The organism is Desulfosporosinus metallidurans, assembly GCF_001936615.1.
Classification (GTDB): domain Bacteria; phylum Bacillota; class Desulfitobacteriia; order Desulfitobacteriales; family Desulfitobacteriaceae; genus Desulfosporosinus; species Desulfosporosinus metallidurans.
The window spans coordinates 1-18,311 of sequence record NZ_MLBF01000026.1 but is presented as its reverse complement, the minus strand read 5'-3'; the positions used below and the strand labels follow the sequence as shown (position 1 = coordinate 18,311).

The window sequence follows — 18,311 nt, the reverse complement described above, 5'->3', positions numbered from 1 at the left end:
TGGGTTTATCTGTTAGTAATCAAAAGCTACACAAATTTAACATTTAAATTTTAGTGATCATGAAGGTTGCAGTACCAAAGGCTACTAAATTGTCAGCATCATCCTTAATTTCGCTTTGTCCGACAATAATATTTCTTCCTTTTTGGATGACCCTACCTTCAGCTCGAAGTGTTCCTCCATTGACGGGCCGTAAATAGTTTATTTTCATTTCTACGGTTATAGCGCCTTCTTCAGAACCCAACTGTTGGTTTATAGCAACTGCGATCGAAGTATCAAGCAATCCAGCAATAGCTCCACCATGGACATTTCCGTAAAATTGTTTCAGATTATCATTAATTTCCATGATAACTTGGATTATTCCTTCAGTATTCTCTATCGTTGTCATGCCTATGTGCTTCCAGTAATTACCGTTTTTTAGATCCGAGATTCTGACCATTTGAACCCAGCCTCCTGTATTAACGTATATTTCAAATACACGCTAATTTTCTATAAGGGTGGTTTGTTTTATTACTAACTTTTTTTACACGCTTCTGTCGATTCGGGGAATTTACTACTAATTAAACCGAGACCCCTGATAAGGAAACTGATCCCCCAAAGTACAAAAAAACAAGCGATAAAATCAAATACACTTAATACGAGTGCCCCTGAAAGAGTATCTGGAATGATTGCCAATTTAAAACACCCCCAATAAAGTAAGCATAATTCCACCTGCCACAGCAGTTCCTAAAACACCCGCTAGATTTGGGCCCATGGCATGCATTATTAAGTAATTGCGTTTATTGTATTGTATCGCAACAGTATGTGATACCCGTGCTGCCATTGGAACAGCCGCAATACCGGCAGAACCAATTAGGGGATTAATTTTTCCTCCACTCATCTTGCACATAAGTCTCGCCCAAAGGACTCCACTAGCTGAGCCGGAACAAAAAGCTATCAGACCAAGAGTCACAATTTTCAGAGTTTGGAGATTAACAAAGTTTTCCGCACTCATGGTTGAACCGATAGCAACCGCAATAAAAACGGTGATGATGTCTAAAAATACCCCCCCTATAGTGGCAGATACCCTATCCATTACACCTGATTCTCGTATCAAATTGCCCAACATTAAACAAGAAATTAAGGGTGCAATGGGTGGTAATAGCACCAAAACAATAATTATCATCATGATGGGAAAAATAATTTTTTCACGTCTTGATACGGGTCTCATTTTCTCCATAGCGATTTTTCTTTCTTCCATTGGAACCAACGCTTTCATAATGGGTGGTTGAATTAATGGAAGTAACGCCATATATGAGTATGCGGCAACTGCAATCGGACCGAGTAAATGGGGAGCCAGTTTGGTTGCTACGTAAATTGCCATAGGACCATCTGCTCCTCCAATGATCCCAATGGCACTGGACTCAGCAATACTGAAGCCCAAAAGTTTGGCCCCGATTAAGGCGATAAAGATGCCTAAATGTGCAGCAGCCCCAAGGATGATTGTACTCGGATTGGCAATTAAAGGTCCGAAGTCTGTCATAGCCCCAACTCCCAAAAATATTAAAGGGGGGTAAATGACTAAAGCTATACCTTGGTAGTTATAGAACAGAAGCCCACCGGGACTCATTAAACCAGTACCAGGAATGTTTACCAGGATGCATCCGATTCCTAGAGGAACAAGCAGAAAAGGTTCGTATTTCTTTACGATCCCAAACCATATAAATAATATTCCAAAAAGTAACATGATTATATGAGCCGGAGTAAAATGAGCAAGCCCTGTTCCTTGCCCCATCGCCTTAATCATACTTAAAATTTCCATATCTTTCTCCTTCTAAATTAGTAAGTCCTGATAAGCAATCAAATAGTACTGAGTGATTATGAGAACGCTGTCCTTCCCCCTTTCTCGAAAATCAAACTCTTACGAAGGGCAAACCGTGCACTATCTTTTAATATTCATCAAATTAAAGAGATAGCAATTATCATGCCAAGTGACTCAATGAGATTCCTGTTTTTCGCATATATTGTATATATGTTGGCATGTTTTTTGCATATTTAATTTTGCAAATAGCAGTCGCAGAAAAGTAGACAATATCGCGACAAACAGAATCTTTACAAAATATAAAATTTTAAGGGACTAAAGAGAGGAGATATAGGTCCAGTGGTTTTGACTAAACTTTTAGGAGGAATAAACAATGGCGAGTTTAGATAGCCCAATTGCAGGTAAAATTCTTGAGGTCAATATAAAGGTAGGTCAAGAAGTTTCGGAAGACGATGAACTCTTCATAATTGAGGCCATGAAAATGGAGAATCCGGTATTTGGCGATGCGGGAACGGTGAAAGTAATCAATGTTAAAGTTGGAGATCGAGTGCAAGAAGGGGATGTCCTAGCGGTAATTGAGTAAATCTAATGCCTTTAAGAATGCCTTTAAGCCCTCAATCTCAAAAGTTGAGGGCAGTTCTAAATATCCACAGGAGGAGAGGAAATTCTATGGATTTTGGATTATCCGAAGAACAAAGAATGGTTCAGGATATGGCCCGTGATTTTGCTGAAAAGGAAATTGCTCCTTATGTTGAAGAAGATGAAGAAAATCACTATTATCGCAGAGAGATTCTAAGCAAAATGGGCGATTTGGGTTTGTTAGGATGGAGCATACCAGAGGAGTATGGCGGAAACGGAATGGGTTGGATGGAAGCTGTCACGGCCTTATATGAAATAGCAAAAGTTCATACTTCCTGGAGATTAAGTGTTAGCGGCAATTGCTGGGGACCAGCAATGACCATTAATGAATGGGGTACCGAGGAACAAAAGCAAAAGTATATCCCAGGGTTGGTTAGTGGAAAATCCGTAGGCAGCTTTGCGATGACCGAAGCCAATTCAGGTTCCGATGTAGCTAGTATGAAGTCATTTGCCGAAGATAAGGGTGACCACTGGTTGCTAAACGGCACTAAAATGTGGATATCCGGTGGACACACTTGCGATGTTGGACTTGTCTATGCCATCACCGAAAAAGGCGCAGGAGCAAAGGGACTATCCTGCTTAATAGTGGATTACAATAATACTCCAGGCATTACCAGAATCCCAATTTTGAAGAAAGTTGGCATGTGGCCGGCTCCAACATCAGAACTGGTATTTGAAAATGCAGTCATTCCCAAAGAAAACCTCTTAGGGCCACTTAATAAAGGTTTTCAAATTTGTATGTGGATGTTAAATAACACTCGTATGGGTTGTGCAACCGGTTCAGCAGCGCTTTCAGCGGCATGTCTAGAGGGTGCAGTTCAATATGCTAATGAGCGTACTCAGTTCGGTAAACAAATTGGTAAGTTCCAAATGATCCAGCAGCAGATTGCTGAAATGAAACTTGAAGATGAAGCTGCCAAAAATCTCGTTTACCGAGCCGCTTGGCTAAAAGAGAATAAATTACCGAACCAACAGGCAACTTCACTTGCTAAACTATCCGGCTGTAACGCAGCAGTGCATGCTGCCAACATGGCCATGAAAATCTACGGTTCGTATGGCTATTCAACCGAATATCCGTGCGGTAGGTGGCTTCGTGATGCCAAACAATTTGAAACCCTGGAAGGGACATCCAATATCCACATGCAGATTATCTCCAAAATTGAACTTGGCTACCAACCAAACCGTTAAAGTTATTGACTGACGTTCATGTCTAAAAGGGAGGATTTATAATGGGAGACTATGGATATTCACTTCATCCCTATTTTAGGGAAATGCCCAGTATTGGTAAGGCATTAGCCCGCACTCTCGAGCAGAATGTCGAAGACATTAAAAATGTAGAAGCCGAGATCGCTAAAGAGGTTGAGCGGGTCAAAAATTCGGGCAAAGCAACGGAGGCTTTGAACAAAAAAGGAGAAATGTCCGCTTGGCAACGCATTGAGTACTTGGTTGATCCGGGCACTTGGTGTCCATTGCATACTATCTATGACCCAGCTAATAATGAAGAGCAGAATACCGGGGTTATTGACGGCTTGGGTAGAATTTCCGGTAAATGGGCTGTCATCATAGCTTCGAACAATAAAGTTATGGCGGGAGCATGGCTTGCCGGACAGGCAGACAATGTCCTCCGAGTGACTGATATAGCCAAAAGGCTGCACCTTCCGTTGGTTTGGGTGCTCAATTGCAGTGGCGCTAAGTTAATGGAACAAGAAGAGCTTTACGCCAACAGGAGAGGAAGCGGTACACCCTTCTTTCGTCATGCTGAACTTCAAAAGCTTGGAATACCAATTATCGTCGGCATCTATGGAACGAACCCTGCCGGTGGCGGTTATCATTCGATAAGTCCAACCATAATAATTGCTCATAAAAATGCCAATATGGCAGTTGGCGGCGGTGGCATAGTCGGTGGGATGAACCCCAAAGGGTATGTCGATGAAGAAGCTGCCGAAAATTTGATCGAGCAAACACGTAAATCTAAGGCGACTCCCCCTGGTAGAGTAGAAATTCATCACAATGGAACCGGTTTTATGAGAGATGTCTGTGACACGGAACAAGAAGTTCTGGACGATATTAAAAAATACATGATGGATCTGCCTGCTTATGCCAAAGACTTTTTCAGAGTTGCCGATCCTGCTGAACCTAAATTCCCTGCTTCAGATCTCTATAGTTTAGTACCTATCAACCAGAAAAGAGTTTATCCAATGCATGAAGTATTGGCCAGGCTATTTGATAACAGTGAACACATGGAGTTCAAACCCGACTATGGTCCTGAAGTATATTGTGGGTTAGCCAAAATTGACGGCTTCCTGTGTGGATTTATTGCCAACAATCAGGGGATATTGGGCAAGGGTTATCCAAAATATGCGGATTATCAAGGAATTGGTGGGAAACTATACCGCGATGGGCTGATCAAAATGAACGAGTTTGTGACGTTCTGTGGTCGTGATCGAATTCCCCTTATCTGGGTACAGGATACAACTGGAATTGACGTTGGGGACACCGCTGAACAGGCGGAGATGTTGGGATTGGGCATGTCCTTGATTTATTCTATAGAACAGTCGGATCTCCCCATGATGGGTATTATCCTAAGGAAAGGTACGGCAGCAGCCCACTATGTATTAGGAGGCCCACAAGCTAATAACAATAATGTTTTTACGCTTGGTACTGCTACTACAGAAGTTTACGTCATGCATGGAGAAACAGCTGCAGCCGCATCCTATGCAAGACGTTTAGTCAAAGATAAGGATGAAGGTAAATCCTTAGAACCGACGATTCAGAAGATGAACGATATGATCAAAGATTACTATGATAAATCCAGACCCGGATATTGCGCTAAAAAGGGTTGGGTTGATGAAATTGTTTATTATGGGAATTTGCGTAAATACTGTCAAGCCTTTGTGGGGTCCTATTATCAGAATCCAACCTCCATTTGTGCAGTTCATCAGATGTTGACACCGAGAGTTATTAAAGGATAAGTTTTTCGATAACGTAAAATCATAGTACATATAATATTCGCAATATTCCATGTATTACCTCTTTGACCACTCGTTTTTGAAAAAATATTCTTTACGAAAGGGGGGGATTGTGGGTTGTTAACCATTGATACTAATGTTAGTGAAGAAATGGCTTTACCATACAAATATCTTAGAATACTAGAAAAGGATCTATTCCTATTTCGTGAAGTATCCTCTACCAATAGTATTGCTCAACATATGGCACGTTCAGGAGCCATTGAGGGCACTATCGTTCTGAGTAGTTCACAGACTTCCGGAATGGGGAGGATGAAACGCCAGTGGGCATGTCCGGCAGGTCAAGGAATCTTAATGTCCATGATACTAAGACCTAAAATTAATGTGCAGTTGATTCCTCAACTTACACTTCTTTGCGGAGTTGCAGTCGCAGAAACTATACGAAAAACGACAGGCTGCGAAGCGGGAATCAAATGGCCGAATGACATTGTCATCGGTGGTAAAAAGGTTTGCGGGATTCTCGCTCAAAGCAGTTTCTCCGGTCATGCGCCATTGTATGTCATCATGGGCGTTGGGATTAATGTTAACCAAACTTATGATCAACTTCCCCCTGATTGCAGAGAAACAGGCACTTCACTTAAGTTAGAGCTCGGTCAGAAATTTTCTCGTCTGAGATTGCTTGAGAAATTCATTATCCTTTGGGATGAGCATTATAAGCGTTTTATAGAAGAAGGGCATTCATTTCTTAGAACGAAGTGGATAGCTAACAATGTCACTTTAGGGCGTGAAGTTAATATCAATAAGGGAAATGACCTTAAACATGGTTTAGCTGTTGATATTAGCGAGAGAGGTGGGCTTATCATAGATTTTCCCGACGGATCATCAGAGGAATTTTTGGCTGAAGATCTTAGTTTGGGTAGGACCCATTATGGTGGAGACACTAAATAGTTTGGTTTGCGTTCCAAGATTAAGCTCAACAAGTTGTAATAGTACATTAGTAAAAGAGGGAGAGAATTGAACCGTGAAAATGTTCGAATACATGGGGAAGGAAATTTTCGCCGAGTTCGGACTTCCAGTGCCAAAGGGGAGAATGGTTAGCAACCCAGATGATGCTGCACAAGTAGCAAAAGAAATTGGTAGTGCTGTCGTGATTAAGTCTCAAGTTTTATCGGGTAAGAGGGGTAAAGCCGGGGGCATCAAATTTGCCGAAAATCCAGAAGAAGCGAGAGCTGCAGCACAAGAATTATTCGGCATGACGATCCAGGGTCTGCCCGTAAACATTCTCCTGGTGGAAGAAAAGCTGCAAATCGACAAAGAACTCTATCTGTCCATTACCATCGACGGTACAGCCAAAAAACCAGTGTTCATTGCCTCATCCCACGGTGGGATGGATATTGAAGAAGTTGCTGAAGAGTATATTGTTAAACAACATATTGATGTTGAACTGGGCATGCAAGGATTTATCGCCAATGAGATTGTAAGAAGAATGGGTATTGGTTTAAAGAGTCCCCAGGGAAAAGAACTTGTATCGATTATCAAAACATTATACAAAGTATTTACCCAAAAAGATGCAGAACTGGTTGAAATTAATCCACTCGTGATCAGCGGTGATAAAGTCATAGCAGCGGATTCCAAGGTGACTATCGACGACGAGGCGCTCTACCGCCAAGTAGACCTTCCAAGAGTGGAAGAACGTACGAAAACCGAAAAAGCGGCTCACGATCTAGGTCTTGCTTTTGTAGAATTGGACGGGGACATTGGCGTAATGGCCAATGGTGCTGGAATTACAATGGGCACATTAGATACACTAACTCATTTCGGCGGGAAACCTGCAAACTTCCTTGATGCTGGCGGCGGCACAGGGGAAGAAGGCACGGCTAAGGCGCTTGAACTCATCTTATCCAGAAATCCTAAGTCGATCATCATCAATATCTTTGGCGGAATTACACGTTGCGATGATGTTGCCAGGGCATTTGCCTCCGTCAAAAAGAAGGTAGGCATCCCAGTCCCAGTGGTTATCCGTTTGGTAGGCACAAACCAGGAAGCAGGACGAGCTATTCTTAAGGAAGTAGGCATTGAAGCCTATGACTTCATGCAGGATGCAATCAAAGAGACTGTGAAGTTGGCGTATGCTTAATGCCCGCTCACTGTAGCTACGCTGATAACAACGATAAGTTGGGCAAGGAGGAGTAGTAAATTGGCCATTATTATTGATGAAACCACGAATGTTCTGGTTCAAGGCATATCCGGCAAACAGGGATTTTTCCATACGCAGCAAATGTTAGCTTGCGGCACCAAAATTGTCGCAGGCACTTCGCCCGGCAAGGGCGGGAGCACCAGTGAAGGCATACCCGTTTATGACAGTGTTCGCGCGGCCTGTGGACACCACCGAATCGATGCCTCCGTCATTTTTATTCCAGCTGCAATTGCCAAAGACGCAGCCTTGGAAGCACTAGAAGCTGGAATTAGGGTCGTTGTGGTGGTTACCGAGCATATCCCAGTCCATGATGAAATGGCAATCGTCGCTTATGCCAAACGTGTCAATGCCGTAGTGATCGGCCCAAATACATTCGGTATCGTTTCTTCTGGTAAATGTAAGATAGGTATTCCACCGAATCAGTTTTTTATCCCTGGATCCGTGGGCGTTGTCGCTCGCTCTGGAACGTTGACCTACGAAATTGTCGGGAATCTCACCGCTCAGGGTATCGGCCAGTCTTCAGTGGTAGGTATGGGTGGAGACAGAGTGGTCGGTCTTACCTTTGTGGATGTCTTAAGAAAATTTGAACAAGATCCCGAAACAAAGGTCGTAGTCTTGATCGGTGAGATTGGCGGCAACGCGGAAGAAGAGGCTTCTCAATATATTAAGGAAATGACCAAACCAGTGGTAGCGTATATCGCTGGAAAGAGTGCACCTCCAGGAAAGCGGATGGGACATGCGGGGGCCATTATTGAACGGGGTAATGGAACCTATGAAGGCAAAGTGAATGCTTTGACTTCGGCTGGAGCTAAAGTGGCAGAGTTGCCCTTTGAAGTTCCGGAAATAGTCAAAGATATTCTTGGAAAATAGTCCCTAATAAAGCTATGGACATCCCTGAAGTAACCCTTCCTAAGGAATCTTACTTGGCATGGTTTTAAGTAATAAATGAAAATAATAACTGCTATTGAAGAAAGGGGTGAGTTCCGGAAACTTAAACGAGGCGATAAATAACTATTTGGGAGGTAATAAAATTGGCTTACGAAACGATAATTGTGGAAATTGAAGAAGGAATTGCGACTGTCACTCTTAATCGTCCAGAAGTGCTCAATGCTCTAAGTAGCCAGGTTTTCAATGAGCTGGCAGATGCTGCTGCGAATTTGGGGGCGGATAATTCAGTACGGGCAGTGATTATCACTGGTGGTGACAAAGTATTCGCCGCAGGGGCAGATATTAAGGGAATGGCATCATTAACTGCAGTTGACGTATCAGGAAATGCCAGACCCTCAAGACAAGCTTTTAATCTGATTGAAAATATGAAAAAGCCCGTAATTGCAGCTGTAGCTGGTTATGCCCTAGGCGGAGGGTGTGAGCTGACCTTGGTAGCAGATATTCGTATTGCCGCAGACAATGCGCAATTCGGCTTGCCAGAAATAAAACTAGGTATTTTGCCAGGCGGAGGGGGAACCCAGCGTTTGCCTCGTCTGATCGGGGCCGGAAAAGCAAAAGAATTAATCTTTAGCGGGGACTTTATTAGTGCTGAAGAGGCTTTGCGGGTTGGCCTTGTGAACAAAGTAGTTCCTGCAGACCAGCTATTAGCAGAAGCAAAGAAAATGGCTAAGAAATTCACTTATCGTGGCGCTGTGGCTCTTCAAATGGCAAAATCATGTATCAACGAAGGGCAGCGAATGGATTTAGACATGGGCTTACAATACGAACATAAATGCTTTAGCTTATTGTTCGCAACCGAAGATCAAAAAGAAGGCATGAAGGCCTTTATTGAAAAGCGCAAACCGACCTTTAAGGGAAAATAAATAATAATAGTACTAAAAGTCGAAATATTAAATATTTTTTAACAATAAATTGTCGAAGCGAAAATTGAAATCTGGAAGTCATTAAAGAAGTGATCAAACGCGCTGAAGGGATCTCTGCTTTAAGTGAACATTGCATTTGCATTATTTGATGGTAAATGTAGGTTTATTATTAATTATAAGGAGAGGACGCCTATTGAGATTTGATCTATGTTAAATCATAAACGAACGGAGGAAATTGCGGATGTCTAGGTTACCAGTGTTACCTTTGGAGGAGATGCCCGAAAAGACTCGCAATATGATTACAGGGGGTAAGTCTCAACTGAGTGGGCTAAATATCAATAAAATGATGGCTCATGCTGAACACAGTGTACGCCATTTTATGCGTATGGGAAATTCACTGCTTACCCAAGCAAAACTTGATGCGCGCTTGCGCGAGTTAGCTATTTTACGGATCGGTTTTCTGTGTGACTCCCGATATGAGTGGTATCAGCATGAAATTATAGCTCGACAGGTTGGTGTATCCGAACAACAAATAATTGCTGTTCGAGGAGATATCGATAGTGCCGTATTTAATGATCAAGATCGTGCTGTTCTCAAATATACAGAGGAAGTTACTATGAGGGTAAAATCCACTGAAGAATCTTTTAACGAATTATCCCAGTTTCTCAGCCACCGAGAATTGGTTGAACTTACCCTGACCATTGGCTTTTATAATATGGTGGCAAGATTTTTAGAAAATACCGGGGTCGAGATTGAGTAAAAGTAATTGGAAACATTGAGGGTAACGGAATGTTAGTTTTTGGTATAGTTATTGCTTTAAATTTTTATACAAGTGTCAATGACTAAAGAAGAGAGGATTAAACCAATGGAAGTTTCCCAAGAAGAGCTCAATATCATTGTACAAACTGTTCGTACTTTCATAAAAAAAGAAGTTGAACCTTTGGCAGATCAAATGGAGGAAGAGGATAAAATTCCTCGCAGCTTGCTTGACAAGTCTGCCGAGATTGGATTGTTTGGGATTAGTACACCCCAAGAGTACGATGGATTGGGCGCAGGTATGGTTGGCAAATGCAGGATTTATGAGGAACTAGGCCGAGGGCCCAATTGCTTTACCTCAGTTATTGGTTGTCATAATGGAATAGGAAGTGTCGGGATCGTTGAGTGCGGCAATGAGGAGCAAAAGAAACGTTACTTGCCAAAAGTCGCCTCGGGCGAAATGATCGGGGCTTTTGCACTCACAGAAGCATCTGCAGGTTCAGACCCAAGAAACATGAAAACAACAGCAGTTTTAAAAGGTGATCGTTGGATCTTAAACGGTACTAAGCAGTTTATTACTAACGGCGATGTTGCTAATATTTTTACAGTCATGGCCGTGACCGACAAGGAAAAAGGGCCCAAAGGAATTACGTCTTTTCTTGTAGAGCGCGGCTTTAAAGGGTTTACCGTGGGCAAATATGAAAAGAAAATGGGTTTGCACGGTTCTCAAACAGCTGAGTTGATCTTTGAAGACTGCGAAGTACCTGTAGAGAATGTCTTAGGAGAGTTGGGACAGGGTTATGTCAATGCCCTCAAAATATTGGCGAATGGACGGGCTGGCCTCGCTGCTCGGAATCTCGGATCCTGTGAGAAATTGCTGGAAATAAGCGTTAAATACGCCTTGCAACGTGTTCAATTTGGAAAACCAATTTTCGAACAACAAATTATCCAGCATTATTTAGCGAACATGACTATAGATATCGAGACCTTGCGCAGCATAACCTACGATGTTGCCCGGAAAATTGATGAAGGGCAAAAAGTAATCAAAGAAGCCGCTATTGTCAAAACATATGGTTCAGAAGTCTACGGCCGGGTTGCGGATTTAGCAGTTCAAATTCATGGCGGCATGGGGTACATGCGCGAGTGCGAAGTAGAACGTTTTTATCGTGATGCCCGGATCGCCCGTATTTATGAAGGAACCTCGGAAATTCAGCGCAACATCATAGCCGCTCAATTAAAGAAAGAATATGCACTCTAGGTTAAGGAGGAGAAAAGATGAATGAGGCAGTTATAGTAGCCGGAGTAAGAACTGCGGTAGGCAGAGTGGGTGGTACCCTGAAAGATGTTCCGGTCGATTTCCTGGCGGCAAAAGTCATAAGTGAAGTGATGTCACGCAGCGGAATTCCCGATACGGCGATCGACGAAGTCGTCTTTGGTCATACAAAACAAAGTGGTGACAATCCTAATGTTGCTCGTTTAGCGTGGTTAAGAGCGAATATGACCGAAGGAGTCCCGGCCTATACTGTACATCGTCAATGTGGTTCAGCCCTGACAGCTGTAAATAATGCTGTAACAGCGATTTGGGCAGGGACTCAAGAAACGGTGATGGCTGGTGGGGCTGAAAGCATGAGTACCGCTCCATATTATTTGAGGAATGCCCGCTATGGCTTCCGTATGGGAAACGCTGAGATTTTAGATTCCAACACGGAAAGTCAACCCCGGTGCCAACCTGAGGACCGTTACGGATATTTGAACATGGGATTAACGGCGGAAAATCTGGCTGAAAAGTATAACCTTAGCCGCCAAGAACAAGATGAATTTTCCCTAAGCAGTCAGGAACGAGCTCTCCGGGCAATTAAAGAAGGGCTGTTCAAAGAGGAAATCGTTCCTTACGAAATTAAAGGGAAAAAGGGAAGTATCATCTTTGATACCGACGAGCATCCAAGAGAAACCAGTATGGCTCAGCTCACTAAATTAAAACCAGTATTTAAAGATGATGGTACAGTCACTGCAGGAAATTCCAGCGGTCGTAATGATGCAGCCGCGGTTGTGATTGTGACTACACCGGAAAGGGCGAAAGCCTATGGCCTGAAACCGTTAGCCCGGGTCATCGGGATGGGTGCCAAAGGATGTCCGCCCCAAATCATGGGCATAGGTCCGGTGGCATCCACTCAAGCCGCTCTTAAGATGGCCGGATTGTCATTGAATCAAATCGACTTGATTGAGCTGAATGAAGCATTTGCAGCCCAGTCGCTGGCTGTTATTAAAGAGCTTGGACTGGATATGGCCAAAACCAACGTGAACGGCGGGGCTATTGCTTTAGGGCATCCTCTAGGTGCGACGGGTGCTATCATCTTGATCAAACTGATCAATGAGTTAAAGCGTACAGGAAAACGTTATGGCTTAGCTACAATGTGCATAGGCGGGGGTCAAGGTATTTCTACGATCATCGAGAACTTGATTGACTAACGGTATAAATATTACGGGGGTGGAACAAATGGTAATTGACGACATCAAAAAGATTTGTGTTATTGGAGCAGGAAACATGGGCCACCAAATATCTCTGGCCGCTGCTATAGCTGGCTATAAAGTCAGTTGTACTGATATCAGTCTGGAAATGTTAGATAAGGCTGCAAGCTTTGTTCAAACCTATTTGCCGGAGCGGGTTGCCAAAGGTAAATTGACACAGGAACAAGCGGACCAGGCTAAGAATAATATTTCCTTTACCCAAAATTTAGAGGAAGCAGCTGGAGACGCTGATTTTGTCATTGAGGCAGCTGTCGAGAAAATGGATATAAAACGGAAACTGTTTGCGGACTTAGACAGAATTGCTCCTCCTCATGCGATTTTGGCAACAAACAGTTCTTATATCGTCAGTTCGAAGGTTGCCGATGCGACCAAGCGGCCTGATAAAGTGTGTAACATGCACTTTTTTAATCCTGCTCTGGTCATGAAACTCGTTGAGGTTGTGCAAGGACCGCACACATCTCCGGAAACTGCACAAGTAACAATGGATTTGTGTGCAATATTAGGAAAAACCGCTATCTTGTTAAAGCAAGAAATTTATGGTTTCGTGGTTAACCGGATTTTGGCAGCGCTGAAAAATGAGGCACTGCTCCTTGCAGATATTGGGATCGCTACCCCACAAGAGATTGATATTGCGGTAACGAATGCTTTAGGTCACCCGAAGGGACCGTTCGCTTTGATGGATTTAACGGGTATAGACCTGACCTATTATGTCGGTATGGAAAAGTATCAGGAAACCCGCGATCCCAAAGACAAGCCCTCACCGTTAGTTGTAGAAAAATTTGTAAAGGGAGAATGGGGCAGGAAGACGAAAAAAGGTTGGTATAACTACGAGTAAAGAAATCGGATTTATACAGAACTCACACTTATATTTATAAAGAACTCACAAGGATATAGATAAGACTCTATTTTGTTTGGAGGAATTATCGTGGAATTTAAATACAATGTCCGTGATTTAAAGTTTATTTTGAAAGAATGGCTGCCTACTGAGGAAGTGTTGGAATGTGACCGTTTTAAAGAGTTCTTCGGCATGGAGGATATTGATTCGATCTTAACAGAGGCATATAAAGTATGCCGTGAAGTTGTTAGTCCTATCAATGTAGCAGGCGACAGAAATCCAGCTACCTTTGAAAATGGAGTCGTAACATCCCCTCCAGGCTATAAAGAAGTGTATCAATTTCTTCAGAAAAATGGCTGGGGTTCAAGCAGCGAGTGTATTGAAGTTGAAGGTGGCATGCCCCTGCTTCTCTTTAAAGGCGCTTTTGAGATGATTTCGGCGGCCTGTCCGGCGATGGGTTCAAACATTAAACTGACTTCGGGTGCAACCAACTTGATTATTAATTATGGTACTGAGGTAGATAAGAAAAGGTTCCTGCCCAAAATGCTGAGCGGTGACTGGCAAGGAACAATGAACCTCACAGAACCTTCCGCCGGTTCAGATGTAGGGGATGCATTAACAAAGGCTTATCCAACAGACGATCCTAGAATCTATAAAATTAAGGGGTCTAAGATGTTTATCACGGCCGGTGATGGCTCAATGTGTGAAAATACCATCCATCTGGTTTTAGCGCGTCCGACTAATGGATGTAAAGGATCGGCTGGCTTAGGGCTTTATATTGTACCGAAATATTGGGTTAACGAAGATGGCAGCATGGGTAAACCCAATGACGTTACGACAGTAGCTGTTGAGCATAAGATGGGGCTCAAAGGATCAGCAACTTGTATGTTAAACCACGGTGAAAATGATGAGTGCTACGGTATCATGCTGGGTGCGCCTCCGGATAAGCAGGGTCGATCCCAGGGGTTGGCTATGATGTTTAGGATGATGAACGAGTCCCGCATTGGAACGGGTCACAATGCTAATAATCAGGCGTCTTCAGCCTATGCTCAAGCTGCACTATATGCTCAGGAAAGAGTGCAGGGCTACATTAAAGGCGAGAGGGTACCGATTATTAAACATGCCGATGTGCGTAGAATGTTAATGGATATGAAGGCACATACCGAAGGTATTAGGGCTATGATCTTTAAAGGATACTATAGCCTAGATATCGCCGAAAATTCCAATGATAAGGTCAAAGCCAAGAAATATAAGGAGATCGCCTCGATACTTACCCCTTTGATCAAGTGCTATGGCAGTGAAACATCAGTTGCGTTGAGCTGTGAAGCTATGCAAGTATTAGGCGGAGTTGGCTACACCAATGAATTCCCCATCGAACAGTTTTTGCGCGACTCAAAAATCCTCACAATTTGGGAAGGAACATCGTTCATTCATGGCCAAGACCTTGTGAAGCGAAAAATGAGGATGGGTGACGGTAAGCCTTTCGCTGACTTTATGGCTGAGATTAAGTCCTTTATCGACGAGAATAAGGCGACAGCAGGCCTTGAGAAAGAATTTAACAATCTGGACAAAGCCTATTCCTGTTTGGATGAGGTAAGGAAATTATACGAATCATGGCATCTCAATAAGGCTAGTGAGTTAATTGGCCTATACGCAATTCGTTCGCTATTTATATGTTCACAGGTAGTAGTGGCCGAGTGTTTACTCGAGCAGGCTTTAATTGCCCAAAAGAAACTAGCAGAATTACCTGAAGATCACTTCGATGTAAACTTCTATAAAGGAAAAGTGGCTAGTGCAAAGTATTATGCTAATAATGTATTGCCGAATGCATTTATCCTAACTGAAATCATAAAAAGTGCGGATAAAGCAAGTCTGGAATGTCCTGAAGAATCTCTCATCGTAAGTTAGTTATAACAAAAACCCAATTTTCACAGGGCTGTATAAATAGAAAGTGTTTACTATTTATACAGCCCATATTTATGGGAGAATCCTTGGATTACGGGGCACTAGTTTTTTGGGCCTAAAATAACAAGAAAGCGCTTGAACAATTTATTGAATTTTTATTTTTAATTGAATGAATTGAAAATATATTTTTGGCATATAAATTGCAAATATTTAGATAAGTTAAATAAATACTAAAATGGAAAGGGGGTGAATTAATAAAGTTTCGGCTTAACCTTACTTCTTAATTAAAAGAGGGGAAACGATTAAGTTGAGAATTAAGATATTAAATACTCAACAAATTTGGTACTATAAACGCTCTCCCTCCCTTCCCCAGAGGAAAAGATGAAGTATGGTGGTCGCACAAGCATTAAATGCTTGTCCTAAAACTAGAGCTCTTCATTGTTAGTTATTACCTAGGAATTATTAAAACGTCGCTGAGGAGGAAGAATAATGACGACTGCCATTAAAAAAATCTTCAATATGCACAATGTTGTACTAGGAGTTTTACTAGTAGCTTTAATCATGGTAGGTGAAGTTGTCTTAGAAAAGTTTCATCTTGCTACATGGCCAGCTTTTATGATTATGGTTTTTTTCTTTATGGCTCACGCTAAAATCAAAGAAGCTCCAGCTATCTTAATAGGATGCTTTTTTGGGTTTTGCAATCTTATCATAATCAAATATTGGTATGGATTAACAGTTCCGATCTTTGGAGGAAACATGGCAAAAGCCACTTCTCCTGAAACTGTAGAGGCTATGTTTAATTCTAAACTAGTCTATGTTGCTATATTTGTATTATCGATCATCTTCTTAAAAGATGTCATAACCTGGGTATTCAATGATTATGCCTTTATGGTCTTTATTTTCGCTGCTCTGGCATCAGGTGGAAACAGTGCCGCAGCTTTAGTAGGAAAGACCGTGGCCGGAGCAGCTAATGCAGTTGCTGCTAAAGGTGACCCTGCTGCGATAGCTGCAATGAAAGCCGCAACAGACAAGGCACTAGCTACTACTATCCCGATCACTAATGTATATCAGTGGATGGGAATAGAACTAATTGGCGGGGGTCTTTTCATAGTTGGTATTTTTCTGATCGGTAAAGTGCTGGCTAAGTTACCGGGTGCCCATGCTGCTGCTCATGGTCACGATATAAAAGGCTAAACGTAAATAACAGAGTTTTAATGAGAAGGGGTGTGCTCCAGAGAGCTCATTCCTTCTCATATAAACGAGATGGTAAAACATGATTATTTATGCGCTAGGTTGGAAGTTGTTGGAATAGTCGCAAAAAATATATTTCCTGACATTGAAGAAGGAAGACAGGTTTTAACCACAGTATAGCCATTTAATATAAAAAAATAAAACAAACTTAAGCTCGTAAAATGTTAACTTGGATTTTAGGCTGAATAGCTAATATATAGTTAACTAGGAGGTACGGAAATGGCAGAGTGGGTTAATGAATACAAAGGTAAACTCGTTTCCCCTGAAAAAGCGGTAAGTGTAGTTAAAAGCGGTGATTGGATTCGATATACATTTGGTGTTAACACAGTGCCGGTTCTCGATAAGGCTTTAGCTTTGCGTATTCCTGAACTTTATGATGTTCAAATTCATGCTGGGGTTTCAATGCGTCCCCATGCTATCATTGATGCAGACCCTAAAGGTGAGCATTTTACCTGGAATTGTACTCATATGACGGGGATTGATCGTAAATATTTTAAAATGGGTAGAGCTTATTATATGCCTACGAAGTACTCAGAAGAGCCACGCTACATTAAAGAGAATTCCATCGTTGATGTTCTAATGGTCCAAGTCGCCCCGATGGATAAACACGGAAACTTTAATCTTGGGCCAACAATTTCTCATTATCGTGCCTGCGCCGACGTGGCAAAAACCATTATTGTTGAGGTTAATGAGGATATGCCAATCGCTCATGGAGGATATGGACATTATCTCCATGTTTCCGAAGTAGATTACATTGTTGAAGGTGGTCATACGGGATTGCCTCAGGTTTCTTCACCGAATCCTACAGAGGTTGATGAAAAAATTGCAAGCTATGTTCTTGAAGAATTAAGAGATGGAGACTGTTTGCAACTGGGAATCGGAAGGATGCCCAATGCTTTGGGGAAAATGATTGCCCAATCAAGCTTAAAAGACTTGGGAGTTCATACTGAAATGCTCGTAGATAGCTACGTAGATATGGTGGAAGCAGGACGAATTACTAACAGGAGAAAGCAAAGAGATCCCGGTCGGCTTGTCTATACCTTCGCTGCGGGCACCCAAAAGCTTTATGATTTTATTGATAATAATCCTCAATGTGCTGGCTACCCTGTTGACTATACGAACGACAGGCTTATCGCTTGCAGCATCGATAATTTGGTCTCCATTAATAATGCAATTGAGATTGACCTAACAGGCCAGGTTTGTTCGGAGTCTAAAGGAAGCCGCATGATCAGTGGAGCCGGCGGACAATTAGATTTCGTGGATTCCGCGTACAATTCTAAGGGCGGAAGAAGTTTCCTTTGTTTTTCTTCCGTGTATACTGACAAAGAAGGAAATAAGCACTCTCGCATTAATCCACTATTAACTTTAGGTGCCGTGGTTACGGATACCCGCCCAACGGTTCAATTTGTCGTAACTGAGTACGGGAAAGTTTGTCTCAAAGGGAATGCGACCTGGCAACGGGCGGAGAAATTGATCAGCATTGCGCACCCCGATTTCCGAGAAGAATTAATACGCGAAGCACAGAAGTTAGGCTTTTGGCGGCAAAGCAATAAGCGTTAAAATTTTTTCTTGAGTTATGTACACATATCTATTACCGTCCTAATCTTAAATGATTAGGACTTTT

The 18,311-nt window shown here is 42.4% G+C and carries 16 protein-coding genes; 14 read left to right on the top strand and 2 right to left on the bottom strand.

Going from position 1 to position 18,311, the window contains the following annotated elements; genetic code table 11:
* Window positions 1–43: 43 nt before the first annotated feature.
* Together DSOL_RS15155 and DSOL_RS15150 are read right to left on the bottom strand one after the other, a co-directional pair.
* Window positions 44–436: a PaaI family thioesterase gene (locus DSOL_RS15155; protein WP_075365672.1), complete on the bottom strand. Its 393-nt coding sequence runs from the start codon at window positions 434–436 to the stop codon at window positions 44–46.
* Between the two features lie 237 nt (window positions 437–673).
* A complete protein-coding gene (locus DSOL_RS15150; protein WP_075365671.1) occupies window positions 674–1,798 on the bottom strand; it encodes a sodium ion-translocating decarboxylase subunit beta in 1,125 nt (374 codons plus the stop codon).
* A gap of 373 nt (window positions 1,799–2,171) precedes the next feature.
* On the opposite strand from DSOL_RS15150, the gene DSOL_RS15145 reads away from it, so the two are divergent.
* The 14 genes from DSOL_RS15145 (at window position 2,172) to DSOL_RS15080 (ending at window position 18,247) form a co-directional block, all read left to right on the top strand.
* Entirely contained in the window at window positions 2,172–2,381 is a 210-nt protein-coding gene (locus DSOL_RS15145) for an acyl-CoA carboxylase biotin carboxyl carrier protein subunit (protein ID WP_075365670.1), read from the top strand.
* Window positions 2,382–2,467: 86 nt separating this feature from the next.
* Entirely contained in the window at window positions 2,468–3,625 is a 1,158-nt protein-coding gene (locus DSOL_RS15140; protein WP_075365669.1) for an acyl-CoA dehydrogenase family protein, read from the top strand.
* A 41-nt stretch (window positions 3,626–3,666) separates the two neighbouring features.
* Window positions 3,667–5,409, top strand: coding sequence for an acyl-CoA carboxylase subunit beta (locus tag DSOL_RS15135; RefSeq protein ID WP_075365668.1), 1,743 nt, complete (start codon window positions 3,667–3,669; stop codon window positions 5,407–5,409).
* Window positions 5,410–5,523: 114 nt separating this feature from the next.
* Window positions 5,524–6,351, top strand: coding sequence for a biotin--[acetyl-CoA-carboxylase] ligase (locus DSOL_RS15130; RefSeq protein ID WP_235838842.1), 828 nt, complete (start codon window positions 5,524–5,526; stop codon window positions 6,349–6,351).
* Between the two features lie 73 nt (window positions 6,352–6,424).
* Window positions 6,425–7,540, top strand: a complete 1,116-nt coding sequence (sucC, locus tag DSOL_RS15125) for an ADP-forming succinate--CoA ligase subunit beta (protein ID WP_075365667.1) — start codon at window positions 6,425–6,427, stop codon at window positions 7,538–7,540.
* Window positions 7,541–7,600: 60 nt separating this feature from the next.
* Complete coding sequence (sucD, locus tag DSOL_RS15120) at window positions 7,601–8,470, top strand: succinate--CoA ligase subunit alpha (RefSeq protein WP_075365666.1); 870 nt, start codon at window positions 7,601–7,603, stop codon at window positions 8,468–8,470.
* A gap of 161 nt (window positions 8,471–8,631) precedes the next feature.
* Window positions 8,632–9,411 (top strand): enoyl-CoA hydratase/isomerase family protein, encoded by a 780-nt coding sequence (locus DSOL_RS15115; RefSeq protein ID WP_075365665.1) that lies wholly within the window; start codon window positions 8,632–8,634, stop codon window positions 9,409–9,411.
* A 241-nt stretch (window positions 9,412–9,652) separates the two neighbouring features.
* Window positions 9,653–10,171, top strand: coding sequence for a carboxymuconolactone decarboxylase family protein (locus tag DSOL_RS15110; protein WP_075365664.1), 519 nt, complete (start codon window positions 9,653–9,655; stop codon window positions 10,169–10,171).
* Window positions 10,172–10,276: 105 nt separating this feature from the next.
* Entirely contained in the window at window positions 10,277–11,425 is a 1,149-nt protein-coding gene (locus DSOL_RS15105; RefSeq protein WP_075365663.1) for an acyl-CoA dehydrogenase family protein, read from the top strand.
* A 17-nt stretch (window positions 11,426–11,442) separates the two neighbouring features.
* Window positions 11,443–12,636: a thiolase family protein gene (locus DSOL_RS15100; RefSeq protein WP_075365662.1), complete on the top strand. Its 1,194-nt coding sequence runs from the start codon at window positions 11,443–11,445 to the stop codon at window positions 12,634–12,636.
* A gap of 28 nt (window positions 12,637–12,664) precedes the next feature.
* Complete coding sequence (locus DSOL_RS15095; RefSeq protein ID WP_075365661.1) at window positions 12,665–13,531, top strand: 3-hydroxyacyl-CoA dehydrogenase family protein; 867 nt, start codon at window positions 12,665–12,667, stop codon at window positions 13,529–13,531.
* Between the two features lie 90 nt (window positions 13,532–13,621).
* A complete protein-coding gene (locus tag DSOL_RS15090; protein WP_075365660.1) occupies window positions 13,622–15,439 on the top strand; it encodes an acyl-CoA dehydrogenase family protein in 1,818 nt (605 codons plus the stop codon).
* A gap of 486 nt (window positions 15,440–15,925) precedes the next feature.
* Window positions 15,926–16,630, top strand: a complete 705-nt coding sequence (locus DSOL_RS15085) for a hypothetical protein (protein WP_075365659.1) — start codon at window positions 15,926–15,928, stop codon at window positions 16,628–16,630.
* 276 nt (window positions 16,631–16,906) lie between these two features.
* Window positions 16,907–18,247 (top strand): acetyl-CoA hydrolase/transferase family protein, encoded by a 1,341-nt coding sequence (locus tag DSOL_RS15080; protein WP_075365658.1) that lies wholly within the window; start codon window positions 16,907–16,909, stop codon window positions 18,245–18,247.
* Window positions 18,248–18,311: the final 64 nt, after the last annotated feature.

What these genes read in the sequence shown, in the direction of transcription:
- DSOL_RS15155 (WP_075365672.1), bottom strand. Translation starts at nt 436, where the DNA reads ATGGTCAGAATCTCGGATCTAAAAAACGGTAATTACTGGAAGCACATA.
- DSOL_RS15150 (WP_075365671.1), bottom strand. Translation starts at nt 1,798, where the DNA reads ATGGAAATTTTAAGTATGATTAAGGCGATGGGGCAAGGAACAGGGCTT.
- DSOL_RS15145 (WP_075365670.1), top strand. Translation starts at nt 2,172, where the DNA reads ATGGCGAGTTTAGATAGCCCAATTGCAGGTAAAATTCTTGAGGTCAAT.
- DSOL_RS15140 (WP_075365669.1), top strand. Translation starts at nt 2,468, where the DNA reads ATGGATTTTGGATTATCCGAAGAACAAAGAATGGTTCAGGATATGGCC.
- DSOL_RS15135 (WP_075365668.1), top strand. Translation starts at nt 3,667, where the DNA reads ATGGGAGACTATGGATATTCACTTCATCCCTATTTTAGGGAAATGCCC.
- DSOL_RS15110 (WP_075365664.1), top strand. Translation starts at nt 9,653, where the DNA reads ATGTCTAGGTTACCAGTGTTACCTTTGGAGGAGATGCCCGAAAAGACT.
- DSOL_RS15105 (WP_075365663.1), top strand. Translation starts at nt 10,277, where the DNA reads ATGGAAGTTTCCCAAGAAGAGCTCAATATCATTGTACAAACTGTTCGT.
- DSOL_RS15100 (WP_075365662.1), top strand. Translation starts at nt 11,443, where the DNA reads ATGAATGAGGCAGTTATAGTAGCCGGAGTAAGAACTGCGGTAGGCAGA.
- DSOL_RS15095 (WP_075365661.1), top strand. Translation starts at nt 12,665, where the DNA reads ATGGTAATTGACGACATCAAAAAGATTTGTGTTATTGGAGCAGGAAAC.
- DSOL_RS15085 (WP_075365659.1), top strand. Translation starts at nt 15,926, where the DNA reads ATGACGACTGCCATTAAAAAAATCTTCAATATGCACAATGTTGTACTA.
- DSOL_RS15080 (WP_075365658.1), top strand. Translation starts at nt 16,907, where the DNA reads ATGGCAGAGTGGGTTAATGAATACAAAGGTAAACTCGTTTCCCCTGAA.